The following is a 13,326-nucleotide window of genomic DNA, read 5'->3' on the forward strand; positions in this document are numbered from 1 at the left end:
TTAAATCGCCCTTAATATTTATTTCCTGACAATTTGTTAAAGGAAATAAATTGGCATAAGCCTTGGACAGGGTTTATATAATAACCTTATTCATAGGGGTTTTTCATATTTCAACAAATTAACATGACACAACACCTGTCATAATGTCTGTATGAACAATAACGACAATCAATTATACCAATCACTAATGATGGGGGATTTTTCGGGAGAAGGCGACCTAATTCAGTTAATTACTGATGATGAGGATGAAAATGGCCAAAAAGACGAAAACTACGCCAAAGAAATACCTATTCTTTCCGTCAGAAACACCGTCTTGTTTCCCGGTGTAGTAATCCCTATCACTGTTGGAAGAGAGCGATCCATTAAACTTGTAAAGAAAGCCCAGAAAGGGGACAAGTTAATCGGTGTATGTGCACAAAGGAACCCCAATATTGAAGACCCCTCTTGGGACGACATCTATAAGGTAGGCACCTTGGCTAAAATTGTGAAGATGATCGTTTTGCCGGATGGCAATACCACCATCATTATACAAGGAAAAAAGCGTTTTAAAATAGATAATGAGTTAACAGAAGACCCTTATTTTCAAGCTAATGTCACTTATTTAGGAGAGACATTCCCTAAAAACGATGAAAAAATAGAGGCGTTAGAGCAATCCTTAAAGGAAGCCGCCTTTAAAACCTTACAGCTAAACCCTGAAATTCCCAGGGAGGCCCAGGTTGCCCTAGATAATATTGACAGCACACCTTTTCTTACTCACTTCCTCTCTTCCAATATCAATGCACCTGTTGAGTCCAAACAAAAATTACTCGAAATCAATGATGGCATAGAAAGGGCCACCCTATTGCTTGAGTTCATGATGAAGGACATTCAAATGCTGGAGCTGAAAAATGAAATCCAGAAAAAAGTCCATACTGACATAGACCAACAGCAAAGGGATTATTTCTTGCGGCAACAGATGAAGGTTCTTCAAACAGAACTGGGTGATGAGGGGCCGGACAAGGAAGTCGAAGAATTAAGGGCACGTGGTAAAAAGAAAAAATGGCCCAAAGTAGTGGCTGACCAATTCAATAAAGAATTGGATAAAATCATGAGGATGAATCCTGCCACAGCAGAATACCCTATTGCCATTAACTATGCAGAGGTTTTAGTAGATCTTCCTTGGAATGATTTTACTACGGACAACTTTGATCTTAATAGGGCCAAGAAAATCCTCGATCGTGACCATTCCGGATTAGACAAAGTCAAAGATCGAATCATTGAATATTTAGCAGTTTTAAAACTAAAGCAAGACCTTAAAGGGCCGATACTTTGCTTATACGGACCTCCCGGTGTAGGAAAAACATCCCTAGGAAAATCCATCGCTAAAGCTTTGGGTAGAAAATATGTAAGAATGTCCTTGGGAGGACTCCATGACGAGTCGGAAATTAGAGGACATAGAAAAACCTATATTGGCGCCATGCCTGGTAAAATCATCCAAAACATGAAAAAAGGGAAATCATCAAACCCCGTATTCGTATTGGATGAAATTGATAAACTGAGCACTGATTTTAGAGGAGATCCATCTTCTGCCTTTTTAGAAGTATTAGATCCCGAGCAAAACAATGCTTTTGTGGACAATTACCTGGAGGTAGATTACGATTTGTCAAAGGTACTATTTATTGCCACTGCCAATACACTGGAAACTTTGCAGCCTGCGCTTAGAGACCGTATGGAGATCATAGAGGTCACCGGTTATACCATGGAAGAAAAAGTGGAAATCTCAAAAAAACACTTGGTTCCGAAACAGCGTAAAGAACATGGGCTAAAAGCCAAGGACATTACTTTTTCCAATGAATCTTTGATTAAAATCATTGAGGATTACACCCGGGAATCCGGTGTTAGGAGCCTGGAAAGACAAATTGGTAAGGTCATTAGGAATATTGCCAAGTCCATAGCAATGGAAGAGCCTTATCAGAAAAAAATAACACCGGCCTTGGTTCGGAAGATATTAGGTGGTGAAATATTCGACAAAGAATTTTATCAGGACAATTCACTGGCAGGAGTAGTCACAGGCCTTGCTTGGACCTCTGTGGGAGGAGAAATTTTATTTATTGAAGCAAGTATTAGCAAAGGAAAAGGAAAACTAACCCTTTCCGGTCAGCTGGGAGATGTCATGAAAGAGTCTGCCATGACAGCCATTTCTTATTTAAAATCTCATGCAGAAGACCTAGACATTGACTATCGGGTATTTGATCAGTATGATCTGCATATTCATGTACCTGCTGGAGCTGTACCTAAAGACGGGCCATCTGCCGGAATCACCATGCTTACGGCCATCGCATCTGTTTATACGCAGAGAAAAGTAAAAACAAAATTGGCCATGACAGGGGAAATCACCTTGAGAGGCAAAGTGATGCCCGTTGGTGGAATCAAAGAAAAAATACTGGCCGCAAAGAGGGCCGGTATTGAAGATATTATCCTTTGCAAAAGAAATCAGAGAGACATAGAAGAAATTGATGATTCTTACCTCAAAGGAGTCAAATTTCATTTTGTAGACCATGTAAGCGAAGTATTAGCCTTGGCGCTTCTAGAGGAAAAAGTGTCTAACCCAGTGAAATTCAGCTTCGAAAGTGAGGTCAAGAAAACTGAAGCATCGTAAAAGAACTGAAAACATGAACCATTTAACACCAAAGCAAATTGTTGCTGAACTGGATAAATATATAATAGGACAGACGGAGGCCAAAAGGAATGTTGCGATCGCCCTAAGAAACAGGATTCGTCGCCTTATGGTGAAATCTGACCTTCAAAAAGATATTGTTCCCAATAATATATTGATGATTGGCTCTACCGGAGTGGGTAAAACTGAGATCGCTCGCAGGTTAGCTAAAATAGCCAATGCTCCTTTCACTAAGGTAGAAGCTTCCAAATTCACCGAAGTAGGCTATGTCGGAAGGGACGTAGAATCCATGGTAAGGGATTTGGTGGAGCATGCAGTAAATCTGGTTAAGGAAACGAAGAATGAGGAAGTAAAGGAAAAAGCAGCAGTGATTGTTGAAGACATGCTTCTGGATATTTTAATTCCTCCGGTTAGAGGTACAGGTTTCAGTACTACACAGAAGGAGAACTTTAACCCTGACAATGCAAGCGAGCAAGAGCTCAACGAAAAAACAAGGGAGAGATTCAAAGAAAAATTGAAGCATGGAGAACTGGAGGATAGGAAAATAGAAATCAATGTTAAACAGTCCTCTCCTGCAGGTATTGGTATGGTGGGAAATGGCATGATGGATGAAGCCAGCATGGCAGGCATTCAAGACATGCTTAGCAATATGATGCCTAAGCGCACCAAAAAAAGAAAAGTCACCATTTCTGAGGCCCGAAAGATTTTGATGGAAGAAGAGGCTGCCAAACTTATTGATTTTGATGAGGTAAAAGAAGAAGCCATCAAGCTTGCGGAAAACAATGGGATCATATTTATTGACGAAATAGATAAAATTGCCTCTAGTTCAAGTAAATCAGGTGGACCGGATGTCAGCAGAGAAGGTGTACAAAGAGATTTGTTACCTATTGTAGAAGGCAGTGCTGTCAATACCAAGTATGGTTTGGTACATACAGACCATGTATTGTTCATCGCTGCAGGCGCATTTCATGTAAGCAAACCTTCAGATCTAATCCCCGAACTGCAAGGAAGGTTCCCAATTCGAGTAGAACTTACCAGCCTAACCCAAGAGGATTTCTATAAGATACTCAAAGATCCAAAAAATGCCCTGACCAAACAGTATCAGGCTTTATTTGAAGCAGAGGAAGTTTATTTAGAATACACAGATGATGCCATTCAGGAGATTGCCGCGCTGGCATTTAGCATCAATGAGGAAGTTGAAAACATTGGCGCAAGAAGGCTGCACACAGTCATGAGTCATTTACTGAATGACTTTTTGTTTGATGTTCCGGATTCAATAGGTCCCAATAGCAAAATTATGATTACCAAAGATCTTGTCAATGAAAGGTTAAGCTCTTTGGTGAAAAACAGAGATCTTTCCCAATTCATCCTTTGATACAATTGAAAGCAAGACTAGTTACCCATCAGGTGTGCTCAGGAACCACACCTGATGGCAACATGGGCAGTTTATGAAGCTTTACCCCACAAGCATCATGAATTGCATTCCGCAATGCAGGAGCGATACAAACGATGGGAGCCTCTCCGGCTCCGGAGGACGGAAGATCCTCGCGATTCAATAATACTACTTTCATCTCCGGCACATCACTAAACCTAGGAACTCGGTAAGAAGAAAGACCGGGATTGGTCAGTTTGGCATCATTAAAATCTACCGCTTCAAATAGTGCCCCACCTAAGCCTTGTAGTACACAGCCGATAACTTGGCTCTTAAGGTGTCGAGGATTGATGATGACACCACATTCAAAAGCTGTCACCACCCGACGTACATTCAGTTTTCTCGATTTATTTTCAACCTCTACCTCAACAAAGGTAGCTACAAAGCCTCCTTTTACCGTACCGCAAGCCATTCCATACCCTATATCAGGTTGCCTCTTTTCCTTTCCCCAATCAAAGGCCTCGGCCCCCGCTTTTATTACATCGATTAATCTAGGTTTATCCAGATGCGCAATTCTAAACTGCAATGGATCTAATTTTAAGTCGCCTGCCAAATCATTGACGATGGACTCAATGGCAAAGATGTTGGCAGTAGAGGACAAGGCCCGATAGGATCCTTGCCGCAAGGGTGAAGATGAGCGGTGAAACGCTACATGTTCTTCTGCCCCTGAATAAGGAAAATCAATACCCGCAGAACCAGAGTTATAATTATGGAACTCCCAAGTATTAATCTTCCCATTATTTACAGAAGCCTTGACCTCAATCACTCCCGCTGGTCGAAAATAAGCCCATTTGAATTCTTCTTCCCTAGTCCAGCAAACTTTTACAGGACGGCCAACCGCCTTTGATAATTTAGCAGCTTCAATCCCGACTTCACTGCTTTGCTTTCCTCCATAACCTGAACCTGTGTCAGGAACATGAACGTGTATTTTATCTAGGGACAGGTCAAATTCTTTGGCCAAGTCTTCATGTAAACCAAAGGGGCGTTGTGTCCCTGCCCAAACCTCTACTTTTCCATCTTTCCAGTTGGCTAGTGCTGCTCGGGTTTCCAAGGGCACATGCGCGATATAATCAATCTCAAACCGCTGACTTATTCTCAATGGTGCTCCTTCATAGCTAACTTCCAGGCTTTTACTTTTGGGTTTTCCTCCCTTGGAGTTTTTGACCAAATGCTCGAAAAGCTCACTACGCTCAAGAAGAGTGCCCGGTCCCCAAGAGCAATCGATAGAAGCCAAAGCCATGGCTGCTTTTCCTGGACTATCTGCTACAAGCCCAATAAAATCTCCCTCGCTTACCAGCATTGTGCCGGGGATATCTTCGGCCTTTTTCGTCTCGATTCGAAGCAGTTTAGCTCCATAAGCGGGGGGGCGCAATACTTTCCCATAAACCATATTGGGCAAAACCATATCAGAAACATATTTATGGCTTCCTGTAATAAAATCCCTTCCGTTAATCTTGGGTATAGAATGCCCTGCAACTTTCCATCTGGCCGGGGCTATTGTTGCTGTTTCTTTATTGATTTTTCTCAGTACTTGTTTCCCTTCTAATAAATCCCCAAAGTCAACACTATTGGCTGAGCCGACCTCCAACACCTTCCCATCTTTTAATTGCAATTTGGAAGAGGATATGCCCAATACCTTTTCAGCTTCTTCCAATAAAATCTCCCTTAGGTTAGCTGCAGCAAGCCTAAGAATAGGAGAAATTTGAAGTGTGGTCAGGCTTCCATAGGTACCTCGGTCATAAGGGGTCAGTAAAGTATCCCCCATGATCATTTTAATTTTTTGAGGAGCAACAGACAACTCCTCTGCCACTACCTGACTTAAGGATGTCCGTATATTCTGTCCAATTTCCACCTTTCCTGTAAAAACAGTAATTATTCCTGCTTCAGAAATATGAATCCATGAAGAAACCAGGTCTTTGTCCGGAAATTCAAATTTGTCATCAACGGTAGCAGCTGAAGAAACGAAAACATCTGAAAGCAAAACATATGTGGCCACACCGGCTCCCATAAGTTTAAAAAACTTTCTTCTAGACATGCCTTCATCGGGACTTTTAAAATCACTTAAAGTTGGAGAAGCGTTTTTATCTCGTTTTATGCTCATTGCTCAGCTTTCTTTTGACTTAATTTGGATAGTGCATCGATAATTGCCGGGTAGGTACAGCAACGGCAAATATTACCGTTTAACCCTGAGATCAATTCCTGAACACCGGCTTCAGGTTTCCTTTCCAAAAGAGCGACAGCTGAAATGATCATTCCTGAGGCACAAAAGCCACACTGAAAAACATCTTCATCCAGAAAAACTTTTTGTACAGGATGCAACTCACCTTGGCGCTCTAATCCTTCAATGGTTACTATTTTTTTACCCACTACTGAAGTAAGTGGGGTTATACAAGCAGGAAGGGGGGTATCATTGATTAAAACTTTGCACGCGCCACAAGCTCCTTCACCACAGCCATACTTGGTTCCGGTGAGGTTCAATTGATCTCTCAGCACCTCCAACAGACTAGGGTTTCCGGCTGCTTCTACCAAATATTCTTTACCATTTATACTAACTTTCATTATTTCATAGGGAAGGTTTTCACTATTTTATAATTTAGGAATTTTTCCGTCCTGATACAACTTGAGAGGGAATTTGGTTAAAATATTGATTCTCATCATGATTTATTTTTCACATATCCTCAAAATCCTTGGTGGACAAGGACATTTTAAATAATTTTGGGATTCGAAAATTTAATACTGTTGACATCATCTAACAAAAACAGTGTTACTAAAAATGGTATTTGCCCTTGACGACTTTCAATAATAGATCGCAGGAAAGTTAGGGTCGACCATTTCCAATATGAGACTAGAAACAATCAGATGAAAAAAAGAGCTGTTATTACAGGTGTACATGCCTGGGTACCCGAGTATGTACTAGACAACAAAGAACTGGAAACCATGGTTGATACCAATGACGAGTGGATCACCAGTCGGACAGGTATCAAAGAAAGACGAATTTTAAAAGGTGAAAACCAAGGAACTTCAGTCATCGGCACGGAGGCAGTCAAAGGTTTATTAGAAAAAACCAACACCAATCCGGAAGATATAGATTTAATTATCTGTGCCACCGTTACTCCGGATATGCTATTTCCTGCAACAGCCAATATTATCGCTCACAATGTAGGGGCAAAAAACTGTTATAGTTTTGATATTTCTGCCGCTTGCTCCGGATTCTTGTATGCCCTTTCCATGGGGAGTCAGTTTATTGAAACCGGCGCGCATAAAAAAGTGATCATCATAGGAGCCGATAAAATGTCTTCCATCGTTAATTATCAGGACAGAACTACCTGTATTATCTTCGGTGATGGTGGTGGAGCTGTATTACTGGAGCCTACGGAAGAAAATATAGGTATAATGGACTCAATGCTTCATACAGATGGGTCTGGTGCGGACTTTCTTCGAATAGAAGCAGGGGGAAGTAGAAAACCTGCCTCTTTAGAAACGGTAACTGGTAGAGAACACTTTGTTTATCAAGAAGGGTCTACGGTATTTAAATTTGCTGTAACCAATATGGCAGAGGTTAGTGCCCAGATCATGGAGAAAAACAATTTGACTGCAGATGACATCACCTGGTTAGTACCACATCAAGCCAACAAAAGGATAATTGATGCAACTGCAAGAAGAATGGGGATAGGTCCTGAAAAAGTCATGCTTAACATTGAAAAGTATGGCAATACTACCGCAGGCACCTTACCTTTATGCCTTTGGGATTATGAATCCAAGTTAAAAAAAGGAGACAACTTAATTTTGGCTGCTTTTGGAGGTGGATTTACCTGGGGAGCAGTATATTTAAAATGGGGATATGACCCTAAAAGCGTTTAACCAAAATTTAAGCAAATATGGCAAGTACTGCTGATTTCAAAAATGGCCTTTGTCTGGAATTTAATCATGATATCGTAACAATTGTTGAATTCCAACATGTAAAACCCGGAAAAGGCCCGGCCTTTGTTAGAACCAAGCTGAAAAGTCTTACCAATGGTAAAGTCGTTGATAAAACTTTTAGTTCAGGTGAAAAAATAACAACCGCACGAGTAGAAAAAAGGCCCCATCAGTACATTTACAATGATGACATGGGTTATCACTTCATGGATACAAGCACTTTCGAACAAATTCCAATTGAGGAAAAACTTATTGAAAGGCCGGAATTATTAAAAGAAGGTCAGATGGTAGATATCCTTATCCATGATGAAACTGAAACACCTCTAGGTGTTGAACTTCCGCCATTTGTAGAATTAATGGTTACCTATACGGAACCCGGCATCAAAGGAGATACTGCTACCAACACATTAAAACCAGCCACCCTAGAAACAGGGGCTGTGGTGATGGTTCCATTATTTGTTGACCAAGACATAATGATTAAAGTAGATACTCGGGATGGTTCCTACTCTGAAAGAGTTAAATAATCCTTTATTCACTATAATTATTCACTAATTTACCTAGTTTTACTTAAGATAAAATCAAGTATATTTGAATCAGGGTGGCCAAATACCGGGTAACTCTCAAAGAAATAGATTTATGAAAGCAAAAGAAATACAAGAATTAATAGACTTTATCTCTAATTCAGGTTTAGCAGAAGTCAAAATAGAAACAGATGAATTCAAGCTTTCCATTAAAAAGAATTCTGAAGTTCAAGCCGTAGCTCCGGCTGCAAGTCCTGCGCCTCAAGTGGCTCAGGCACCTGTTCAGCCTTCTGCACCGGCTGAGACAAGCAGCGCCCCCGCTGATAACCTTTTAGAAGTGAAGTCTCCCATGATTGGCACCTTTTACAGGTCTCCAAATCCTGATGCTGAATTCTTTGTCAATGTAGGTGATTCAATCCAAAAAGGCCAACCTGTATGCATCATTGAAGCAATGAAATTATTTAACGAAGTGGAGTCAGAAGTATCCGGTAAAATCGTGAAGATTTTGGTAGATGATGCCTCCCCCGTTGAATATGACCAACCTCTCTTTTTGGTTGAACCTCAGAATTGATCGTTTTCTAACCAAACTGACCTTATAAAGTGTTTAACAAAATATTAATAGCCAACAGAGGAGAAATTGCTTTAAGGATCATCCGTACTTGTAAAGAAATGGGAGTAAAGACCGTTGCTGTCTATTCCACTGCTGACAAAGATAGCCTACATGTACGTTTTGCTGATGAAGCGGTTTGTATAGGCGCTGCATCAAGCAAGGACTCTTACCTCAATATCCCTAGAATTATAGCTGCTGCAGAAATCACCAATGCAGATGCCATTCACCCCGGCTACGGTTTCCTATCTGAAAATGCAGAATTTTCAAGGATTTGTGAAGAATACAATATTAAGTTTATTGGGGCAAGTCCTGAAATGATCAATCAAATGGGTGACAAAGCAACAGCCAAAGCTACCATGGCTGCGGCAGGAGTGCCTACCATTCCCGGTTCTGAAGGCTTGCTAGCTTCCATAGAAGAGGGCCTACCCTTGGCAGAAAAAATTGGTTATCCCGTAATCCTTAAAGCCACTGCCGGTGGAGGAGGAAGAGGCATGCGTATCGTGAAGGATCCTTCGGGCTTCAAAAAAGCATGGGACGATGCCAGACAAGAATCTGCTGCTGCATTTGGCAATGATGGTTTATACCTTGAGAAATTCGTAGAAGAGCCGCGCCATATTGAAATTCAAATCATTGGAGATTCTGCCGGTAAGGCCTGCCACCTGTCTGAAAGAGATTGCTCTATTCAAAGACGTCATCAAAAGTTAGTCGAGGAAACTCCTTCTCCATTTATCACTGATGATTTGAGAAAAAGAATGGGTGAAGCTGCCATCAAAGGGGCAGAAGCAATTGCTTATGAAGGTGCCGGAACCATAGAGTTCTTGGTAGACAAAAACCGAGACTTCTACTTTATGGAAATGAATACCAGAATTCAGGTAGAACATCCAATAACGGAAGAGGTGACAGATTTTGATTTAATCAAAGAACAAATCAAAGTAGCTGCAGGAGAAAAAATTAGCGGAAAAAATTACTTCCCGAAATTGTACGCCATGGAGTGTCGAATCAATGCGGAAGATTCTGCGAATGGATTCAGACCTAGCCCTGGGAAAATCGTCAACCTCCACCTTCCCGGAGGCAAAGGTGTGAGGATTGACAGCCATGTATATGCCGGATATGTTATTCCGCCAAACTATGACTCCATGATTGCTAAACTTATCGTGAGTGCACAATCTAGAGAAGAGGTGATTGTACGTATGAAACGTGCCTTGGAAGAGTTTGTTATTGATGGCATTAAAACCACCATTCCTTTTCATTTGGCCTTATTGGAAGACCCGGAATTCAATGCCGGAAATTTCACCACCAAATTTCTTGATGATTTTGACTTTTCAAAGGTTCAAAAATCATAATCAAATTAAAAGCTATACTTAGCTATAAAAGGAGAGGTTTTCAACCTCTCCTTTTTTTGTTGCTTGCTATTAGCTACTCTCCTACCCAAATCAACACACTACCGCTATTTTTTAACCCGAAATATTTACTTGCAGAAATCGCTTCAAAATCAGCATCTTCGTTACAGTATTCATCTCAGCCTACCGGCAGACAGGTCCACCTTAGGGATACTATGCTTAAACCTCCTAACAACTTATTTATTTTTACAATTGCAACACTCCCTGAGAAAGTTTAGAACAGGGATCACTTACTCTATTGCTTCACTCCCAATGATAATACCTTGTTAGTATCCTCTATGAGCCTCGCTGTAAAGAATACAGAACTGTAATTTTTCGTTTTTAATACAGAGCCGTATCGGGACAGTCGGAAAGTACTTCTCACTAAAAACTACGTATTTTATACCCTTAGGCATTTTTAAATATTGCTTGTATATATAGGTAATTATTAGCAAATTGTTCACTATTAACAATATAAGAGCCCTCACAAAATTATGCTAAGGCATTTATCCTATATATTATTGATTCTATTAGTGACTTTGCTGTCTTGCTCAGAAAAAGGATCCGATTCCACAACGCTGACATCAGGAGACCAGATCAGTTACAATTTCCATATTAGGCCAATCCTATCAGACAACTGTTTTGCCTGCCATGGCCCGGATGAAAACAAAAGGGAATCGGGCTTAAGGCTTGACAATGAAGAAGGGGCCTATGCTGCCTTAAAGGAAAACCCGGGAGCCCATGCCATCGTACCAGGGAAACCTTCACAATCAGAAGTCATTAGCCGGATAGAAACAATGGAGGAAACAGAGAAAATGCCTCCGCCTGAATCTAACCTCAAATTATCTCCTGAAGAAATTGACCTGATCAAAAGCTGGGTCAAACAAGGTGCTAAATATGAACCTCATTGGGCATTCTTACCTCCGATTAAAGCCAGCCTACCAGATGTTTCTGACCCTGTTTGGGTAAACAATGAGATCGATCATTTTGTGTTAGCAAAGCTTGACCGTATAGGTTTAAAGCCCAACGGAAAAGCCGACAAAATGCTTTTGCTCAAAAGACTAAGCCTGGACCTTACAGGACTTCCTCCCTCAGAAGAACTAATGAAATCCTTTGAAGCCGATGCGTCTGAAAAGGCTACAGAGAAAATTATCGACAAATTATTGGATAACCCTTCATTTGGTGAAAGAATGGCTGTGTTATGGATGGATATCTCGCGATATTCAGATTCTTACGGTTACCAGGATGATAATATTCGTACGCAATGGCCTTATAGAGATTGGGTAATACACGCTTTCAATAAAAACCTTCCTTACGATAAGTTTATCACTTGGCAATTGGCAGGAGACTTATTACCCAACCCGACCAAAGAACAAATTCTGGCTACTGCATTCAATAGAAACCACAAATACACCGAGGAAGGTGGCGTAATTCCGGAAGAATACCGGGTGGAATATATATTGGACAAAACAAACACCTTTAGCAAAGCAATCATTGGGATGACGGTGGAATGTGCACAATGTCACGACCACAAGTATGATCCTATTTCTCAGGAAAATTACTTTGAGATGTATGCTTTTTTCAACAATACACCCGAACAAGGCTACGAAGGTGATGTGAGTGTTTCTAAACCTGCCAAGCATCCCATCATGTGGGTGGAAAAGGAAGACTTGGAAGGTGTATTGGATTTCGTGAACCACCAGGACACTAGCAAAATTATGGTGTCCGTTATGGAAGATTACAAAGACTCTTTGAGAAGAACGTTTGTATTAGACCGTGGGATCTATGACCAACCAACCACCGAGGTATTTCCTTCCACTCCCAAATCCATACTTCAATTTGACGAGAGCAAATATCCTAAAAACCGCCTAGGACTGGCCCAATGGACTTTTTCTGAAGAAAACCCATTGACAGCCCGGGTTTTTGTGAACCTTATGTGGCAGGAGTTTTTTGGAGCAGGAATTGTAAGATCTGCGGGTGACTTCGGCATGCAAGGCAAACTACCCACGCACCCTGAGCTTTTAGATTGGCTAGCAGTTGATTTTCAAGAAAGTGGTTGGGATGTAAAACATTTGGTCAAAAAAATAGTAAGCGCTGCCACTTATCAGCAATCCGCTTCCAGCGATAAAAAGAAAATGGAGTCCGATCCTGATAATTTTTATTTGGCAAGTTATCCCAGGATTAGATTAAACGCCGAGCATATTCGGGACATGGTCTTAGCGAGTAGTGGACTTTTGTCCAAAGAAATCGGTGGTCCAAGTGTGAAGCCATATCAACCTGAAGGCTTATGGGAAGCAGCCACTTCCGGCAGAGGAGAATTGGCTGAGTACAGGCAGGACAAAGGCGATAAATTGTACAGAAGAGGCTTATATACCTTTATCAAATTAACCTCCCCACCACCGAAACCCATCATTTTTGATGGAAGCAATAGGGATGTATGTGAGGTGACCAGAAACAGGACAAATACTCCCCTTCAAGCCTTGGCTATGTTAAACGACCCATTGGTTCTTGAAGCCTCACGTGTGCTTGCCAATAAATTGATCGGAGAAGGAAAGGAAAATGAAGAAGCGATTCAAGAAGCTTTTCTAAGAATCATTTGTAGAACGCCCAAAGCGGAAGAATTTGAATTATTAAAGGAATACTATCAGGAAGAGTTGAAAAGGTTTAAGCAAAAGCCGGAAACAATTTTAGAGACAGTAAATGCCGGAGAGTTTCCTTTAGACCAATACAGCGACAGCCCTGAAACAGCCGCCCTGATGCAGGTGGTGGTCGCTATTTATAATGTTGAAGAAGCAATTACCAAAACTTGA

At 41.1% G+C, this 13,326-nt stretch carries 9 protein-coding genes; 7 read left to right on the forward strand and 2 right to left on the reverse strand.

The genetic code is table 11. The annotated features are described in order from the left end of the window. The first annotated feature begins 151 nt into the window (after positions 1-151). Positions 152-2,638 (forward strand): endopeptidase La, encoded by a 2,487-nt coding sequence (gene lon, locus Q4534_RS09245; RefSeq protein ID WP_303612887.1) that lies wholly within the window; start codon positions 152-154, stop codon positions 2,636-2,638. 13 nt (positions 2,639-2,651) lie between these two features. After that, positions 2,652-4,031 carry an ATP-dependent protease ATPase subunit HslU gene (gene hslU, locus Q4534_RS09250; protein ID WP_303612888.1) on the forward strand — a complete coding sequence of 460 codons (1,380 nt, stop codon included), beginning with the start codon at positions 2,652-2,654 and terminating at the stop codon, positions 4,029-4,031. 28 nt (positions 4,032-4,059) lie between these two features. Here hslU and Q4534_RS09255 read toward each other — a convergent pair whose 3' ends face one another. Continuing rightward, positions 4,060-6,189: a molybdopterin cofactor-binding domain-containing protein gene (locus tag Q4534_RS09255; RefSeq protein WP_303612889.1), complete on the reverse strand. Its 2,130-nt coding sequence runs from the start codon at positions 6,187-6,189 to the stop codon at positions 4,060-4,062. Then, the gene (locus Q4534_RS09260) at positions 6,186-6,647 is read right to left on the reverse strand and encodes a (2Fe-2S)-binding protein (RefSeq protein ID WP_303612890.1); all 462 of its coding nucleotides are present in this window, start codon (positions 6,645-6,647) and stop codon (positions 6,186-6,188) included. Before Q4534_RS09260 ends, Q4534_RS09255 begins: the two co-directional genes overlap by 4 nt. 300 nt (positions 6,648-6,947) lie before the next feature. On the opposite strand from Q4534_RS09260, the gene Q4534_RS09265 reads away from it, so the two are divergent. The 5 genes from Q4534_RS09265 (at position 6,948) to Q4534_RS09285 (ending at position 13,326) form a co-directional block, all read left to right on the forward strand. Continuing rightward, on the forward strand, positions 6,948-7,949 hold the full coding sequence (locus tag Q4534_RS09265) for a beta-ketoacyl-ACP synthase III (protein ID WP_303612891.1): 1,002 nt from the start codon (positions 6,948-6,950) through the stop codon (positions 7,947-7,949). Positions 7,950-7,966: 17 nt separating this feature from the next. Next, positions 7,967-8,530, forward strand: coding sequence for an elongation factor P (efp, locus tag Q4534_RS09270; protein WP_303612892.1), 564 nt, complete (start codon positions 7,967-7,969; stop codon positions 8,528-8,530). A 112-nt stretch (positions 8,531-8,642) separates the two neighbouring features. Beyond that, entirely contained in the window at positions 8,643-9,098 is a 456-nt protein-coding gene (gene accB / locus Q4534_RS09275) for an acetyl-CoA carboxylase biotin carboxyl carrier protein (RefSeq protein ID WP_303612893.1), read from the forward strand. A 29-nt stretch (positions 9,099-9,127) separates the two neighbouring features. Beyond that, positions 9,128-10,480 carry an acetyl-CoA carboxylase biotin carboxylase subunit gene (gene accC, locus Q4534_RS09280; RefSeq protein ID WP_303612894.1) on the forward strand — a complete coding sequence of 451 codons (1,353 nt, stop codon included), beginning with the start codon at positions 9,128-9,130 and terminating at the stop codon, positions 10,478-10,480. Positions 10,481-11,010: 530 nt separating this feature from the next. Then, a complete protein-coding gene (locus tag Q4534_RS09285) occupies positions 11,011-13,326 on the forward strand; it encodes a PSD1 and planctomycete cytochrome C domain-containing protein (protein ID WP_303612895.1) in 2,316 nt (771 codons plus the stop codon).

It is taken from the genome of Cyclobacterium sp. 1_MG-2023, assembly GCF_030546805.1.
In the GTDB taxonomy this organism is placed as follows: Bacteria; Bacteroidota; Bacteroidia; order Cytophagales; family Cyclobacteriaceae; genus Cyclobacterium.